This window comes from Macromonas bipunctata (genome assembly GCF_002837135.1).
Lineage (GTDB): Bacteria > Pseudomonadota > Gammaproteobacteria > Burkholderiales > Burkholderiaceae_C > Macromonas_A > Macromonas_A bipunctata.
On sequence record NZ_NWBQ01000060.1, the window covers coordinates 1 to 15,902 of the forward strand.

Below are 15,902 nucleotides of genomic sequence, written 5' to 3' on the forward strand. Positions count from 1 at the left end.
GACCTCGCGCGCCATCTGACGTAGCACGCGGGCGTGCTTGTCCTTGATGCGCAGTTGCAGGGTTTTGGTGGTAGTGTTCACGCCGACGATGATACGGGTCGGCTACACAAAAGACAACAGGCCGTCCCGGCCTGATCGCTCGAACCTCGGGCTGAACCCCGAGGCTTGCCGCTCAGTCTGGGTCAAACACCATGTGGCGCGGCATGGGGCGGGCGGCTTCAGGTGGTGGTGGAAGCGGTGTCGAGCACCAGGCGCTGCTGCTCGGCCTTGCGCTGCAGGTCGGCGTCGGAGTCGGCAAAGCGCTGGGCGATGGCCTGGAACTGGTCTTGCACCGCCACGAAGGCGTCCACGATGTCGGGGTCGAAGTGCTGGCCCCGGCCCTGCACGATGATGGCGGCGGCCTTCTCGTGCGGCATGCCTTCCTTGTAGACGCGGCGGCTGATGAGGGCGTCGTACACGTCGGCCACCGCCATCAGGCGCGCACCCACGGGTATGGCCTCGCCCGCTGCGCCTTGCGGGTAGCCGCTGCCGTCCCATTTTTCCTGGTGGCCGTAGGCGATTTCCTTGGCCAGGTTGAGGAACTCGACCTTCATGCCCAGGTGCTCCTCGGCGGACTGGATGGCGTCGCGCCCGAGCGTGGTGTGGGTCTTCATGATCTCGAATTCCTCGAACGTGAGCTGGCCGGGCTTGAGCAGGATGCGGTCGGGGATGCCGACCTTGCCGATGTCGTGCAGCGGCGCGGACTTGAACAGCAGCGCAATGTAGCGGTCGTCGTCGAGCACGCTGGCAAAGCGCGGGTGCTTGCGCAGGTGCTGCGCCAGCACTTTGACGTAGTGCTGGGTGCGCCGGATGTGGTTGCCGGTGTCGGAGTCGCGCGTCTCGGCCAGCGAGGCCATGGCCATGATGGTCACGTCCTGGATCGCCATGACCTCGGCGGTGCGGCGCACCACTTCGGCTTCGAGAAAATCGGCCTTGTTGCGCAAAAAATCGGCGCTGGCCTTGAGCGCGAGGTGGTTGCGCACGCGCGCCAGCACGATCGGCGGGCTGATGGGCTTGGTGATGTAGTCCACCGCGCCCAGCTCCAGGCCCATTTTCTCGTCCTCGATGCCGGCCTTGGCGGTCAGGAAGATGATGGGGATGTCGCGCGTGACGGGGTTGGCCTGCAGGCGGCGGCAGACCTCGTAGCCGTCCATGCCGGGCATCATGATGTCGAGCAGGATCAGGTCGGGCGGCGCGTCGGACTGGGCGATGCGCAAGGCCTTCTCGCCGTCGATGGCGGCCTTGACCTTGTAGATGTCGCGCAGCAGGCCGGTCATGAGCGAGAGGTTGGCGGGGGTGTCGTCCACCACCAGCACGGTGGCTTTGTCGGGCAGGGCAAGGTCGAGGTTCATGGATGCAAGCGTAACCGCTGGAGAGGGCTGTTTTCAGTCCGCCGGACGAATGACCACGCACACGCAGCGCGCATGCTGGCCAATGGCGGGGATGTTGGCCAGGGTGATGGCAACCGGGAACTCGTGCCCCCGCTGGTGCTGGGCCATGAGGCCGGTGCGCCAGTTGGCCATCTTGAGCAGGTCGCCCATGCCGCCGTTGGCAAAGGTCTGGCGTTTGGCGACGTGGTCGGCGCGCAGGCGCGCGGGCAGCAGGTCTTCGACCGTAAGGCGCAGGAAGGCGTCGGCGCTGTGGCCAAAGAGCTGCTGCGCCACGCGGTTGGCAAAGATGATGCCGCCATCATCGGCCACGATGACGATGGCGTCGGGCGCACCCGAGAGGATGGACTGGTACCAGTGCTCCATGTCCTGGCTGTAGGCTTGCTGGGCCTGGGAGTGTTCGGCGTCGTGGCGGGCCTGGGCCAGCAGCTCGGTGGTGCGCTGTTGGGCCAGCAGGATTTCCATGTTCATGGCCAGCACGGGCAGCACGGCCTCCAGCGCCGCGCGGTGCTGCGCCAGCTGGGGGTCGGTCGAGGCCAGCTCCAGCACGCCCAGCAGTTGTTCGTTGCGCACCAGCGGCAGCAGCGCCAGCCCGCGCGGCGGCACCTGCCCCAGCCCGCTGGCAATGCGCCAGAAGCCGGGCGCGGCCACGTCGTCAAACCACAGGGCGCGGCGCTCCAGCGCGCACTGGCCCAGCAGGCCTTCGCCCGGAGGCACCACGGCGGGCACGTCGTTGCCGGTGGCGTAGGTGCCGGCCAGGTGCAGCGTGGGCAGGGCGTCGGGGGCGCACAGGCTGTCCACGCGGTAGAGCGCGCCTTGCTGCACCGGCACAAAGCGGCCCAGATGCTGGAACAGGGTCTGCACCAGGGCCGCAAAGTCGCGCGCGTGCTGCAGCGCCAGCGTCAGCTGCGATTGCTGTTGCTCCAGCCGCCGGGCCTGGGCCAGGGCGTGCAGGCTGGCTTCGGCCTGGGCCAGCACGGCGCGGCGGGTGGCGGCGTCGCGCCAGCCGCGCAGCGCCAGCCACAGCACCACCCCCACGCAGCCCGAGACGCCACCGAACACCAGCAGCAAGGCGCTCCAGGGCGCCGCGCCCGACACCGGGGCCAGCACCACCAGCTGCCAGCGGCCGCGCGCGTCCTGCCAGCCCACGCTGGCGCGGGCCAGCAGGTGGCGTTCGCCCAGCAGCGTGGCTTCGGGCCGGCGCACGTCGAACGGCAGCAGCGCCAGCTCGGACGGGGCGGCATCGCCGTCGCCAAACTGGCGCTGCGTGCGCACCTCGGACGCCAGCTCGGGCGACGGGGGCGTGACGTAGTGGTTGCGCCATTTCTTGTCGGTGCTGGCAAACACCACGCCCTGCGGCGAGACCAGCAACGCGCGCCGGTTGAGGCGCTGGCGCAGGCGGTCGTCCAGGTCGGCCGCCACCAGGCGCACCACCACCACGCCCAGCACGCTGCGCTGGGCCGGGGCGTCGTCGCTGTAGATGGGGGCGGCCACGTAGAAGCCGCGCACGGGGTTGCGGTAGCCCACCGCCGGGTACACGTTGGGCACGCCCGCCATCGCCTGCTGCCAGAACGGGCGGTACGACATGTCGTCGCCCAGCGCGCTCTGGCGCTCGGTGGCGTGGGCCACCACGGTGCCGCTGGCATCGAGCACATAGACGCTGTGCACGTCCAGCGTCTGGCGCACGGCGTGCAGGCGCGCCAGCGTGCTGGGCTCGTTGGGTGGCAGTTGCCCGCGGGCCTGGGCCTTGAGCAGTGGCTCGTTGACGCCCAGCAGCTGCGCCGCGCCCATGGCCGGGCCGCGCAGGGTTTCGTCCTCCAGCTGGGTGGCGTGGCGCAGCGCCAGGCCTTGCAGTTCGATGCGGAAGTGTTCTTCTTGCGTGCTGCGGTACCACGCCGCCGCCGCCAGGCCCAGCAGCAGCGCCAGCACCCCCACCAGCAGGTGCAGCATGAACCAGCGTTGTTCAAACCATTTCAGGTGCCGGCTCATGGCGCCACCTCCAGCCCCAGGGCGCTGGCCGCCTGTTGCAGGGTGTGCAGGGCGGTTTCGTAGTCAAAGCCGCGCAGGGCGTTTTCGACCGTGGCGGCCTGCGGCCCCAGCCCGGCCTGCAGCAGCGCGGCGTGCCGGTCCCACAGCTCCTCGCAGGCGGAGTCGTCGTCGGCCAGCAGCGGCACGAGCTGCTGCACCACGCGTTGCAGCGCGGCGCGGTCGAAAGACGGGGCCACCACGGGCGTGGGCGCGGCGGTGGGGTCGGGGGGCAGCGCGGCGCCCAGCTGGGCCAGCAGCGGGTCGAGCACCTGCGCGCAGGCGGCCAGGAGCGGGTCGATCTCGGCGGGTAGGCGCTGTTCGCGCAGGGCGGTCTCCAGCCGCGCGGCCTGGGCCTGCACGGGCTCGGCGCCTATGCTGGCGGCGGTGCCCTTGAGCGTGTGGGCCAGCCGCTCGGCGGTGGCCACGTCGCCTGCGGCCAGGGCGGCGGCTACGTCGGCCAGCGTGTGCTGGGCAGCGGCCCGGAATTTGCGCAGCATGTTCAGGTACAGCGGTTGTTTGCCCAGCACGCGGCGCAGGCCCTGCTCCACGTCCAGCCCGTCGATGTGGTGCAGCGCGGCGTCCAGCGCCTGCCCGGGTGGGTGGGCGGCGGGGCCGTTGGCGGTGGCAGCGGATGCGGTGGGCGCGGGCGGCGGGGTGGATGATATGGCCGACACCAGCGCAGCGGGTGCAGCGGCACTGCGGACGGCCACGGGAGCATTGGCCAGCGGCACGGTGGCATCGGCAGCAACGGCCTGGGCGCGGGCTGGAATCCAGCGCAGCAGGGTGCGCCACAGGTCGTCGGGGTCGATGGGCTTGGCCACGTAGCCGTTCATGCCAGCGGCCAAGCAGCGGTCGCGATCCTGCTGCATGGCGTTGGCGGTCATGGCGATGATGGGCAGCTGCGCAAACTGCGCCTGCTCGCGGATTTTCAGGGTGGCGCCCACGCCGTCGAGCACCGGCATCTGCATGTCCATCAGCACCGCGTCGTAGTGGGTGGGGGGGTGGCTGGCCAGCATGTCCAGCGCGATTTGGCCATGTTCGGCCAGATCGACCACAAACCCGGCGTCCTGCAGCAGCTCGAGCGCCACCTCCTGGTTGAGTTCGTTGTCCTCCACCAGCAGCAGGCGCGCCCCGGCGATGCGCTCCAGGCTGGCCTCCACCGCCGACGGCGTGGCCGCGCTGCGCGGGGCGCTGTCCTGCACCTCGCCCAGCGCGCGGATGGCAGCATCGAACAGCACCGAGGGATTGACCGGCTTGATCAGCACATCGTCAAAACCGGCGGCCTCGGCGCCCTTGATGACTTCCTCGCGCCCGTAGGCCGTGACCATGATCAGGTGCGGCGGCGGCGTCAGGCCCAGTGCCAAAATCTGGCTGCCGGTGGCAATGCCGTCCAGGTCGGGCATCTGCCAGTCGCAGAACACCACGGCGTAGGGTCGGCCTTCGATGGCGGCCTGGCGCACCGCCGCCACCCCGGCCTGACCGCTGTCCACCGCATCGGCCACAAAGCTCATGGTGGCCAGCATGTCGGCCAGCACAATGCGGGCGTGCTCGTTGTCGTCAACCACCAGCACGCGCTGGCCGCGCAGGTCGGGCCGGGGCACCAGCTCGCGGTGCAGCTGGCGCGACTTGCCCACGCGCGCCGTGAACCAGAACTGCGAGCCCTGGCCCAGCTGCGACGCCACGCCCACCTGCCCGCCCATGAGCTCGGCCAGGTTCTTGGAGATGGCCAGCCCCAGCCCGGTGCCACCGTACTTGCGCGTGGTGGAGGTGTCGGCCTGGCTGAAGCTCTGGAACAGCCGCCCCATCTGCTCGGGCGACAGGCCAATGCCGGTGTCGCTGACGGTGAAGCGCAGCAGCACGTCGCGCTCGGTTTCCTCGTCCTTCTGGATGTGGATGGTGATCTCGCCGTGCTGCGTGAACTTGACGGCGTTGTTGCAGTAGTTGATGAGAATCTGGCCCAGCCGCAGCGGGTCGCCCACCAGGTAGGCCGGCACGCCGGGCTCCAGGTCGAAGATCAGCTCCAGCCCCTTGGCAGTGGCTTTTTCGCTGATGAGGCTGGAGACGTTTTCCAGCACCGCGTTGAGGTTGAATTCGGCGTTCTCGACCGAGAGCTTGCCGGCCTCGATCTTGGAAAAGTCCAGGATGTCGTTGATGATGCCCAGCAGGTGCTGGCCCGATTGCTGGATTTTTTGCACGTAGTCGCGCTGGCGCGGGTTGAGGTCGGTCTTGAGCGCCAGGTGCGACATGCCGATGATGGCGTTCATGGGGGTGCGGATCTCGTGGCTCATGTTGGCCAGGAAGTCGCTCTTCATGCGCGCGGCGTCCTCGGCCAGCTCGCGCGCCTTGCGCATCTCGTCGGCCACCTGGCGCTCGACCGAGATGTCGTCCAGCGTCCAGACCACGCCCTTGCCCAGGTCGCGCGCGTCGATGGCGCAGCCGTTGAGGCGCACCCAGATCGGCGTGCCATCGTGGCGCCGCATGGGCACGTCCAGCCGCACTTTCTCGCCGTGCGCCACGCGGGCGTAGGCGTCGCCCACCTGGGCAAACACCTCCTCCGACGGGTACCACTGGCGTGTGCCCTGCCCGACCAGGTCGGCGTCGGGCTGGCCAAACAGCACGCCCAGCTGGCGGTTGCACTTGGTGATGAGGCGCTCGCGCACCACCGCCACGCCGCTGCCCACCGATTCAAGGATGGCGTTCTGCTCGTTGGCGATGGCCTCGAGCGAGCGGCGCTGGGCCTCGATCTCGGCGGTCTGGCGCGCCAGCTCGCCGGTCTGCTCCTGCAGGCGCTGCGCCTGTTGCTGGGTGGCTTGCAGCAGGTGCTGGGTCTTGGCGTTGCGCTCCAGGATTTCCATGCCCAGCGCCACCACCGGCAGCAGGGCCTCGAGCAGGCCGTGCTCGCGCGCGCCCAGCGGGCGCAGCGTGGCCAGCTCCAGCACCGCCAGCACGCGCCCGGCGTTGAGCACCGGCAGCGCCAGGATGGCCGCCGGCGGCCCCTCGCCCAGGCTGGTGCCGACGTGGACGTAATCGGGCGGCGGCTGGGTCAGCTCGATGGCGGCACGCTCCAGCGCGCACTGGCCCACCAGGCCTTCGCCCAGCGCAAAGCTCTGTGCCAAGCCCTTGCGCTGGCGGTAGGCGTACTGCGCCAGCAGGCGCAGCCTCTGGGTGTCGGCGTCCAGCACGTAGAACACGCCCTGCCCCACCTGCAGCAACGGGGCCAGTTCGGCCAGCAGGGTGCGGCCCAGGTCGGGCAGTTCGGTGCAGCCCTGCAGCACGGCGGCCAGCTGGGCCTGGTTGGTCTTGACCCAGCGCTCGTCGGCGATGTGCTCGCGCGTGGTGCCGTATTCGGCCAGCGAGCGCGCCAGCTCGACGATCTCGCTCGGGGCGTGCCCCAGCACCAGCGGCGCCAGCGGCTGGCCGCCCTGCATGGCCTGCACCTGTTCGTTGAGCTGCGCCAGCGGCGCCACCACGCGCCGGGTGTAGAACAGCCCCAGCGTGCCCAGCACCAGCGCGGCGTTGAGCAGGCTCAGCCCGATGCTGGCGCCCCAGGCCAGGCGCAGGCGCGCCTCCACCTGGGTACGCTCGCGCGCCATGCGCCGCTCCAGCTGGAGGCGAAACGCCTGCACCGGGGCGTACACCTGCTGCAGGGCGTGGTCGTAGTCGTAGCCGTGGAGCAGGCGCAGCGCCGCCTCGGTGCGGCCGGCCTGGCGCTCGGCCAAGGCCTGGCGCTCCAGCGCCAGCACCACGTCGGCACGGGTCTCGGCGGTATCGATGTGGCCCAGCTCCTCGGGCAGCAGGCCCATGTCGCGCAGGGCCTGGGCCGCGTGGTGGCGGTTGCGGTACAGCTTGAGCTCGTCCTGGTAGGCGCTCTCGAACGTGGCGTCGCCCGTGACGACAAAGGCGCGCACATCGCGCGTGAGGTTGGCGGTGGCGGTCAGGAAACGCTGGGCCTGCTCGGTGGCGTAGACCTGGCGCTCGGCGGCGTGCTGCTGGCGGCTGGCCAGGTGGGACACCCACATGAAGCTGGCCACCATCAGCAGCAGCAACAGCAGGTACAGCGCGGCCAGCCAGCGGTTGAACCGGATCAGCTGCATGGCGCGGCCCCTTCGGTGGTGCGGGGCAGCGCGTTGGCGGTCGGGGCCACCAGCGGCGGCTGTGGTGGGTCGCGGTGGGCGCTGGAGCCATCCAGCTGCTCGTTGAGCAGCGCCAGCACATGCCGCCCGGCGGCCAGCACGTGGTGAACGGTGCGCTGCTGGGCCGGTTGCAGCGGCGAATGCAACAGCACGTGCGACCCGTCCACCACCGCGTTCATGGCGCTGCGCACCTCGTGGCCGATGTGGGCCAGCAGCTGATGCTCGTGCTGCGCGGCCTCTTGCGCTTGGGCCAGCATCAGCTGGCTGTGCTCGCTGGCGGCGCGGGCCTCGTCGAGCAGCCGCTCGGTGCGGTCGGCGCGCTGCACGATGTCCAGGCCCATGGCAAACACGGGCTCGATGTCGGCCAGCAGCTGCAGCTCATCGGGCGTGAGGGGGCGCAAGACGGCCAGCTCCAGCACCGCGAACACCTGCCCGCCGTATTGCACCGGGTACAACACGATCTCGGCCGGCGCCATGTCGCCCAGGCCCGACGACACGCGCGGAAACCCTGCCCCCGGATCAGGAATGCGCAGGGGCTGGCGCTGCAGCGCGCACTCGTGCAGCAGCGTGCCCAGGCGCGGCAGGCGGGTCATCACGGCCTGGGCATCGGCCCCGGCGCCACCGTAGCGCGCAGCGGCCACCAGCGTGCGTTCGGTGTCGTTCCACAGCGCGCACAGGGCCTGGCGCACCGGCAGCAGCTGGGCCAGTTGCGACAGCAGCGTGTCGGCCAGCTCCACCGACGACTGCGCCTGCTGCAGCCGCACCGACAGCGCCGCCACCTGCGCGCGGCGCTGCAGCTGGGCCTGCGCGGCGGCGGAGCTGGCCTCGGCGTGATCCTGCACCTCCAGCATGGCGCAGCGCAGGCGCCACAGCGCCCACCACAGCAGGGCCGCCACCGGCGGGGCCACCAGCGCCACCAGGCCTGCCAGCGCGTGTGCGGCCACCAGCGGCAGCCACTCGCCCCACGCCAGACCATAGGCCAGCGCCACCACCAGCGCCGCCGAAGCCAGCACCAGCAGCGGCAGCAGCCACAACCAGCGCGCCCACAGCCGACGTATCGGGTGCGACCCCAGGGCAGGCCCGGCGGCGACGGCCACGGCAGGAGTTGGAGAAATGGACACGGTCTGGACGGTTAAACTGCAAACCCGCACACCATACAACAAAGACGCGCATGGATTGGGATTATTTGACCGCCCACGGGGCCTGGCTGGGCGCGGGCGTGCTGGGCTTGCTGGTCGGCAGCTTCCTGAATGTGGTGATCCACCGCCTGCCGCTGATGCTGCAACGCCAGTGGGCGCGCGAATGCGCCGACTTCAGCGGCCAGCCCGTGCCCGACGACGCCCCGGCGTTCAACCTGCTGGTGCCGCGCTCGCGCTGCCCGCACTGCCAGCACCCCATCGCCTGGCACCAGAACCTGCCGCTGCTGAGCTTTGCGCTGCAAGGCGGGCGCTGCGCGCACTGCCAGGGCCGCATCGGCTGGCGCTACCCGCTGGTGGAGGCCCTGACCGGCGCGCTGTTTGCCGCCGTGGCCGCACAGCACGGCGCGCACTGGGGCACGCTGGCCTGGCTGGGCTTTGTGACGGCGCTGCTGGCGCTGGCCTTCATCGACTGGGACACCACCCTGCTGCCCGACGACATCACCCTGCCGCTGCTGTGGGCCGGGCTGCTGGCCGCCGCCGTGGGCTGGAGCGGCACCGCGCTGCCCGCTGCGGTGTGGGGCGCGGTGGTGGGCTACCTGACGCTGTGGTCGGTGTACTGGGCCTTCAAGCTCGCCACCGGCAAGGAGGGCATGGGCTACGGCGACTTCAAGCTGCTGGCCGCGCTGGGCGCCTGGTTTGGCTGGCAGGCACTCATCCCGATGCTGCTGCTGGCATCGCTGCTGGGGGCGGTGGTGGGCATCGCTCTCAAGCTCAGCACCGGCCTGCGCGAAGGCGGCTACATTCCGTTTGGCCCGTTTCTTGCCTTTGCAGGCTTGACGGCGCTGCTGCTGGGCCCCGACACCCTGCTGCGCTGGGCCGGCCTTTGATGGATGCACCCCATGGACACACACCTTTCGCTTTTTGATGCCCCCCTGCCCGCGCTGGATGGCAGCCGCGCCCTGCGCCTGGGCCTGACCGGCGGCATCGGCAGCGGCAAGAGCACCGTGGCAAGAGAGCTGCAACGGCTGGGCACCACCGTCATCGACGCCGACGCCCTCTCGCGCGCCAGCACCGCCAGCGGCGGCAGCGCCATTGCCGCCATCCGCGCCGCGTTTGGCGACGCCTTCATCACCCCCGACGGCGCACTCGACCGCGACCGCATGCGCACGCTGGTGTTTGCCCAGCCCGAGGCCCGGGCGCGGCTCGAAGCCATCATTCACCCGCTGGTGCGCGCCGAGATCGAGCAGCGCGCCCACGCCGTGCCGCCCGGCCAGGTGGCGGTGCTGGACCTGCCGCTGCTGGTCGAATCGGGCAACTGGCGCCAGCGCGTGGACGTGGTATGGGTGGTGGACTGCAGCCCTGAAGTGCAAATCCAGCGCGTGATGCGGCGCAACGGCTGGCCGCGCACCCAGGTCGAGGCCGTGCTGGCCAGCCAGGCCACGTCAGCAGAACGCCGCGCCGTGGCCGACACCGTCATCAGCAACGACGGCAGCGAACTGGCACCGCTGTTGCAACAAGTGCGCCAGGCCTGGGCGGCGTTGTGAGCCTCAAGACCCGCTTTCTGCTGCTGGCCGCCGCGCTGATGGTGCTGGCGTCGCTGGCGTCGTGGCTGGTGTTCGAGTCCATCTCGCAGCGGGTGATCGAAGGCTGGGGCCGGCGCATGGCCCAGGTGCAGGTGCGCTACGACAGCGCGCGCCTGCTGCAGCCGCTGGAGCGCGAGATTGCGCTGGCGCGCCAGATGGCACAGTCCAACGTGCTCAGGCGCTGGGCCAGCGAAGCACAGCCCACGCCCGAACTGCACGCCGAAGCCCTGGCCGAGATGGAAAGCTACCGGCGCAACTTCATGGATCGCAACTACTTCTTTGCACGGGTGGACAACGGCGACTACTACCACAACAACGCCCAGAACGAGTACGCCACGCAGCCGCTGCGCTACCGGCTCCACCCCGGCCAACCCGCCGACGTCTGGTTCTACCAGCTGGTGCGCGAGCGGCGCGACTTCCACCTCAACATCAACCCCGACGAAGTGCTCGACGTCACCAAGCTCTGGATCGACATGCTGGTGCGCGACGGCGAGCGCGTGGTGGGCGTGCTGGGCACGGGCATCGAACTGGGCGCGTTCCTGCACAGCGTGGTCGATATCGGCCAGCCCGGCATCACCAGCCTGTTCGTGGACCAGCACGGCGCGATCCAGCTCTCGCGCGAGCAGAAACTGATCGACTTTGCCAGCTTCGTCAAGCCCGAGGGCCAGAAAAACACCCTGGCCCTGCTGCTGGATCGCCCCGAGGAACAGCAGCGCGTGCAAGCCACCATGCAGCGCCTGGCCCAGCTGCACACCAGCCGCGCGGGCATGCCCGAAGTCCACACCGACTTTGTGAGCGTGCGGGGCCAGCGCCACCTGCTGGGCGTGGCCTACCTGCCCACCATCGGCTGGTTCGAGGTCACGCTGATCGACCTCGATATCCTCATGCCCGCGCACCAGTTCTGGCCCGTGCTGGGCGTGTTTTTGCTGATGCTGCTGCTCAGCCTGCTGCTGTTCCACGAGGCGCTGCGCCGTCTGATTCTCAAGCCCGTGGCCGCGCTGGAGCACGCCATGCAGCGCCTGCGCAACGGCGAGCTGCAACCCACTCCGCTGCCGCGCGCGCACAGCGAGATGGGCCGCCTGGTGGCACACTTTGACAGCATGGCCGACGCCATACGGCACAACACCCGGGAGCTGGAACAGAAAGTGCGCGCGCGCACCGAAGAGCTGGATCGCCTGGCACGGCTGGACGCGCTGACCGAACTGCACAACCGGCGCGGCATGCAAGAGCTGCTGGGCGCCGAGGCCGAACGCGCCCAGCGCCAGCACACCCCCTACGGCGTGCTGTGGCTGGACGTGGACGAATTCAAGGGCATCAACGACCGCCACGGCCACGCCAACGGCGACCAGGCGCTGCTGGCGGTGGCGCAAGTGCTCAAGGCCAGCTGCCGCCGCTACGACCACGTGGCACGCTGGGGTGGCGACGAATTTCTGGTGCTGCTGGCCCCCTGCGACGACACCACCCTGCGCGGCATGGGCGAGCGCATCCGCAGCGGCGTGCAAGCCCACAGCAGCACCCTGGGCTACCCGCTGAGCGTGACCGTGGGCGGCTGCCTGAGCCAGCCCGGCCAGACGCCCGAGGACGTGCTGCAATGCGCCGACGAGGCGCTCTACACCGCCAAGGCACAGGGGCGCAACCGGGTCTGCCTGGCGGGCGAGCCCCAGCCCGCGCCTTGAAGCAACAGCGCGCCCGTGCGCCCGCTCAGTCGCCCTGGAAACCGCCGGCGCTGCAGGTCAGCACCAGCGTGTCGCGCCAGCCCAGCTCGCCGGGCTGCTGCGGCTGGATGGGCGTGGTCTCGTGGATCATGCGCGCGTCGTCGAGCAACAGCAGCGACCACGGCTCGGTCAGCGTAAAGCGTTGCCCGGCGGGGCCGTTGGCCTCGAAGATGCGGCTCTCGCCGCCCTTGATGCGGTGGCGCCCCACCATGAACACCGCCACCAGCGCCACGCCGTCGCGGTGCGCGCCCTCGGGCGTGGGCCGGCCTATGCCGTCGGTGGTGTCGATGCGGAACTGGTGCGCCTCCACGTACCACGGCTGCACGCCCTTCAGCGCCGAAGTGGCGGCGGCGGTCTGCACCAGCAGCCGGTGCCAGGCGGGCAGCGCCAGCGTCTCGGGCGCCATGGGCTCGAACCAGCGTTGCATGCCGCCGTGCAGGGCGTTGTACTCCAGCGGCTGCCAATGCGCGCGGTGCGGCACCAGGGTCACCTGCTCACCATCGACCACAAAGCAGCTGTGGCGGCGCTGGCGGTAGCGGCCACCGTCCTTGAGGTACTGGTCGCTGGGCAGGTCGTCCCAGCTGGGCTGCAGGCGGGCCAGCTCCTGCGGCGGCACGTCCAGCCACTGCTGCACCGAACGGCCATCGAGCAAGGCAAAGCCCTGGCCAGCCAGCGTGTCGTCCAGGCGGCTCAGGGGCACCGAAGGGGGTAGAAAATGGGCACTCATGCCAGCAGTGTAGCGAGGCAGCGGCTTTGCCATAATCACCGTATCAAAAAACCACGTCCCCAAGGAGTTTGCCGTGACCACCTTTGTTGACGCCAGCCTCATCGCCGCCGACAGCGCGCTGCGCACCCTGTTTGCGCCCCACCGCGCCAGCCGCCCCCGTCCCACCGCACCCGGCGTGCCGCCCACCGCCAGCAACGACGGCCTGAGCGACGCCGACAAGGCCCTGGCCGGGGCGCTGATGCGCGTCAACCACGTGGGCGAGATCTGCGCGCAGGCGCTCTACACCTCGCAGGCGCTGGCCGCGCGCACCGGCCCCGGCAGCACCCGCACCAAGGAAGAACTGGCCCGCCACCTCGACGCCGCAGGGCAGGAGGAAACTGACCATCTGGCCTGGTGCAAACAACGGTTGGACGAACTGGGCTCACGCCCCTCGCTGCTCAACCCGCTGTGGTACGCCGGGGCGTTTGGGATTGGCCTGCTGGCTGGCCGCTTGGGCGAGCGTGTGAGCTTGGGCTTTGTGGTCGAAACCGAACGCCAAGTGGAAGCCCATTTGGATGGGCACATGCACCGCCTGCCTGCGCACGACCACGCCTCACGCGCCATCGTGGCCCAAATGAAAGAGGACGAAGCGCGCCACGCCCGTGAAGCACAACGCGCCGGGGCAGCCGAGCTGCCTCTGCCCGTACAAGCCATCATGAAAACCGCGGCCAAGGTGATGACCACCGTGGCACACCGCATCTAAAGATTGAAAGCTCAGGCGGCGCGTGCCTGCGGGTTCACCTTGAACGCCGACACCGCCGCCACCAGCCCATCCGCTTGCACACGCATGTTGCGTGCTGCCACAGCCGACTCCTGCACCAACCCCACGTTTTGCTGCGTGGCCTGTTCCATCTCTTGAATGGTCTGGTTGACGTGCTCAATGCCATTGCGCTGCTCTTGGCTGGCACTGCTGATTTCACGCACCATGCCATTGACACGGGCAATCGCCTCCACAATGTTGTGCATGGTGGCACCCGCGTTTTGCACCAGACCAGAACCTTGCTCCACCGTTTGGGTACTGGCCACAATCAAGTCCTTGATCTCCTTGGCCGCAGCGGCGGTGCGTTGCGCCAGCGTGCGCACCTCGCTGGCCACCACCGCAAAACCGCGCCCTTGATCGCCCGCGCGGGCCGCTTCGACCGCCGCGTTCAACGCCAGAATGTTGGTCTGGAACGCAATACTGTCGATCACGTTGATGATCTCGGCAATGCGGCGTGAGGATTCGGAAATGCCTTGCATCGTGACCACCACATCCTGCATCAAGCTACCCCCCTGGGCGGCCACGGCGGCCGCGTCGCCGGCCAACGTGTTGGCCTCGTGGGCGTATTCGGCGTTTTGGTGCACGGTGGTGTTGAGCTGCACCACGGTGGCTGTGGCTTGGCGCAAAGATTGGGTCTGCTGCTGCGTGCGCACCGACAGGTTCTCGTTGCCCGCATCCAGCTCAGCGCTGGTGCTGGCCACGGTTTCGGCGCTGCGGCGCACCCCCACCACCACGCGGGTCAAAGATTGTTCCATTTCAGACAGTGCCGTCATCAGCGGGGCAAACTCATCGCTTTGCCCATCCAAGGTGATGCCCATCAGGTTGCCATCACGCACCTGCTCCGCCACACGGCGGCACACGCCAATGCGCTGACTCAAGGTGCTGCGCATCCACACAGCAAACCCCAGCAAAGCCGCCACAATCACCACCAACACCACCGTACCCAGTACCAGATTGGTGTGGATCAAAGCTTTGATGCCGTTGATGTCGTTCGACAACCCCTGGGTTTGGTATTCCACCGTGCCCGCCAACACCTGCAACAAGGCGTTGCGGGCCGGAATGGTTTGGTCCACCAGGTAGGCAAATGCCTCTTCTTTTTGACCGTTCTGAATCAAACGCAGGTTGGCTTCGCCATGCCGCCAAAAGGCTTGCACCAAGCCGGGAACCGGTGCAAACCGTTGTCGTCCCTCATCGGTGTGCAATTTTTTTTCGTAGTCTCGCAACACACTGTCAATGTCACGGCGCTTTTGGGCAATGTCGTCCAATGCGGTTTGTTGTTCTTGTGGCGTGCGGGCCAAAATGCTATGGCGCAGTTACAGTGAAACCCGCGTGACATTGAGCTCCACCGCCGCCATAGCGCGCAACTGCGGCACCCGCACCGACTCGGCTTTGTCGGCCAACACCACGACGTGGTTCAACTGGATGTAATTCCACACCGCCATGCCCACCATCATGATGGACAGCAGGCCAATGGTGAACATCAAGCGTTGAATGATGGTCATTTTGTCTCCTTGTTTTGCAGGTTATGGTCGTTCACAGCAGTTGCACTGTGCAGGCCCCGTGCAAGGCAACAAAAAACCCAGCTTCCGCGCTCGAAAACTGGGCCACACGCTTTTAAAAGACGGTTTTTTCGGAACTTTTGTGCAAGCTACGGCACGTCGGCACGTCGGCACGTCGGCACGTCGGCACGTCGGCACGTCGGCACGTCGGCACGTCGGCACGTCGGCACGTCGGCACGTCGGCACGTCGGCACGTCGGCACGTCGGCACGTCAGAAACTCGGAAATTCATGGGGAGGTATCAGACAATTGATACTCCCCATTGTACGCAGCGCAGACTGTGCGCTCAAGCTTCGATCAAATCAAAACTGGTGGTGATGTCGGCGGTTTTGCCCAGCATGATGCTGGCCGAGCAGTATTTGTCGTGGCTCATGGCAATGGCGCGCTCCACCGCTGCCGCAGGGATGCCCTTGCCGGTGACGGTAAAGTGCATGTGGATTTTCGTGAACACCTTGGGGTCGGTGTCGGCGCGTTCGCTGGTGAGCTTGACGCTGCAGCCGCGCACGTCGTGGCGGCCACGCTTGAGGATCAGCACCACGTCGTAGGCGGTGCAGCCGCCGGTGCCTGCCAGCACGGTTTCCATCGGGCGCGGGGCCAGGTTGGCGCCGCCGTTTTCGGGTTTGGCCGCATCGGGCGCGCCGTCCATCGTCAGGGTGTGGCCGCTGCCGGTTTCGGCCACAAAACCCATGTGGGAGCGGGTACCGGCAGCGCCGGTCCAGGTCACGGTACATTCCATCGCAAATCCTTGTTACACAAAATCATGTTGCAACGCAACAAATCAGGGTTTATACTA

12 protein-coding genes are annotated in these 15,902 nt (G+C 68.6%); 4 read left to right on the top strand and 8 right to left on the bottom strand.

Annotated elements, in window-relative coordinates; all coding sequences use genetic code 11:
- Positions 1–218: 218 nt before the first annotated feature.
- Genes CON76_RS09675 through CON76_RS09690 form a run of 4 tightly spaced genes read right to left on the bottom strand, consistent with a single transcriptional unit; the run spans position 219 to position 8,709 of the window.
- The gene (locus tag CON76_RS09675; RefSeq protein ID WP_101103152.1) at positions 219–1,391 is read right to left on the bottom strand and encodes a response regulator; all 1,173 of its coding nucleotides are present in this window, start codon (positions 1,389–1,391) and stop codon (positions 219–221) included.
- A 33-nt stretch (positions 1,392–1,424) separates the two neighbouring features.
- Positions 1,425–3,416 (bottom strand): cache domain-containing protein, encoded by a 1,992-nt coding sequence (locus CON76_RS09680; RefSeq protein ID WP_101103153.1) that lies wholly within the window; start codon positions 3,414–3,416, stop codon positions 1,425–1,427.
- Positions 3,413–7,549: a response regulator gene (locus CON76_RS09685; RefSeq protein WP_101103154.1), complete on the bottom strand. Its 4,137-nt coding sequence runs from the start codon at positions 7,547–7,549 to the stop codon at positions 3,413–3,415. The genes CON76_RS09680 and CON76_RS09685 overlap by 4 nt, the downstream gene beginning before the upstream one ends.
- Entirely contained in the window at positions 7,540–8,709 is a 1,170-nt protein-coding gene (locus CON76_RS09690) for a GAF domain-containing protein (protein ID WP_145995402.1), read from the bottom strand. The genes CON76_RS09685 and CON76_RS09690 overlap by 10 nt, the downstream gene beginning before the upstream one ends.
- Before the next feature lie 50 nt (positions 8,710–8,759).
- Between CON76_RS09690 and CON76_RS09695 the strand changes: the two genes are divergently transcribed.
- The 3 genes from CON76_RS09695 to CON76_RS09705 are packed head-to-tail and all read left to right on the top strand — an operon-like array spanning position 8,760 to position 11,986.
- The gene (locus tag CON76_RS09695) at positions 8,760–9,614 is read left to right on the top strand and encodes a prepilin peptidase (RefSeq protein WP_101103156.1); all 855 of its coding nucleotides are present in this window, start codon (positions 8,760–8,762) and stop codon (positions 9,612–9,614) included.
- 12 nt (positions 9,615–9,626) lie between these two features.
- Positions 9,627–10,271 carry a dephospho-CoA kinase gene (coaE, locus tag CON76_RS09700; protein ID WP_101103157.1) on the top strand — a complete coding sequence of 215 codons (645 nt, stop codon included), beginning with the start codon at positions 9,627–9,629 and terminating at the stop codon, positions 10,269–10,271.
- Positions 10,268–11,986: a GGDEF domain-containing protein gene (locus CON76_RS09705; RefSeq protein WP_101103158.1), complete on the top strand. Its 1,719-nt coding sequence runs from the start codon at positions 10,268–10,270 to the stop codon at positions 11,984–11,986. The genes coaE and CON76_RS09705 overlap by 4 nt, the downstream gene beginning before the upstream one ends.
- 25 nt (positions 11,987–12,011) lie before the next feature.
- Here CON76_RS09705 and CON76_RS09710 read toward each other — a convergent pair whose 3' ends face one another.
- Positions 12,012–12,752: a 2OG-Fe dioxygenase family protein gene (locus tag CON76_RS09710; RefSeq protein ID WP_101103217.1), complete on the bottom strand. Its 741-nt coding sequence runs from the start codon at positions 12,750–12,752 to the stop codon at positions 12,012–12,014.
- Between the two features lie 73 nt (positions 12,753–12,825).
- Here CON76_RS09710 and coq7 point away from each other — a divergent pair, with 73 nt between their 5' ends.
- Positions 12,826–13,494 carry a 2-polyprenyl-3-methyl-6-methoxy-1,4-benzoquinone monooxygenase gene (gene coq7 / locus CON76_RS09715; RefSeq protein WP_101103159.1) on the top strand — a complete coding sequence of 223 codons (669 nt, stop codon included), beginning with the start codon at positions 12,826–12,828 and terminating at the stop codon, positions 13,492–13,494.
- 11 nt (positions 13,495–13,505) lie between these two features.
- On the opposite strand, the gene CON76_RS09720 is transcribed toward coq7, so the two are convergent.
- The 3 genes from CON76_RS09720 to CON76_RS09735 form a co-directional block, all read right to left on the bottom strand.
- A complete protein-coding gene (locus CON76_RS09720) occupies positions 13,506–14,849 on the bottom strand; it encodes a methyl-accepting chemotaxis protein (protein WP_101103160.1) in 1,344 nt (447 codons plus the stop codon).
- Positions 14,850–14,864: 15 nt separating this feature from the next.
- Positions 14,865–15,053, bottom strand: coding sequence for a hypothetical protein (locus tag CON76_RS09725; RefSeq protein WP_101103161.1), 189 nt, complete (start codon positions 15,051–15,053; stop codon positions 14,865–14,867).
- Positions 15,054–15,395: 342 nt separating this feature from the next.
- The gene (locus CON76_RS09735) at positions 15,396–15,845 is read right to left on the bottom strand and encodes an OsmC family protein (protein ID WP_101103163.1); all 450 of its coding nucleotides are present in this window, start codon (positions 15,843–15,845) and stop codon (positions 15,396–15,398) included.
- Positions 15,846–15,902 lie beyond the last annotated feature (57 nt).

Coding starts and splice junctions, on each gene's coding strand:
- CON76_RS09685 (WP_101103154.1), bottom strand. CDS start 7,549: ATGCAGCTGATCCGGTTCAACCGCTGGCTGGCCGCGCTGTACCTGCTG.
- CON76_RS09680 (WP_101103153.1), bottom strand. CDS start 3,416: ATGAGCCGGCACCTGAAATGGTTTGAACAACGCTGGTTCATGCTGCAC.
- CON76_RS09735 (WP_101103163.1), bottom strand. CDS start 15,845: ATGGAATGTACCGTGACCTGGACCGGCGCTGCCGGTACCCGCTCCCAC.
- CON76_RS09725 (WP_101103161.1), bottom strand. CDS start 15,053: ATGACCATCATTCAACGCTTGATGTTCACCATTGGCCTGCTGTCCATC.
- coaE (WP_101103157.1), top strand. CDS start 9,627: ATGGACACACACCTTTCGCTTTTTGATGCCCCCCTGCCCGCGCTGGAT.
- CON76_RS09695 (WP_101103156.1), top strand. CDS start 8,760: ATGGATTGGGATTATTTGACCGCCCACGGGGCCTGGCTGGGCGCGGGC.
- CON76_RS09675 (WP_101103152.1), bottom strand. CDS start 1,391: ATGAACCTCGACCTTGCCCTGCCCGACAAAGCCACCGTGCTGGTGGTG.
- CON76_RS09710 (WP_101103217.1), bottom strand. CDS start 12,752: ATGAGTGCCCATTTTCTACCCCCTTCGGTGCCCCTGAGCCGCCTGGAC.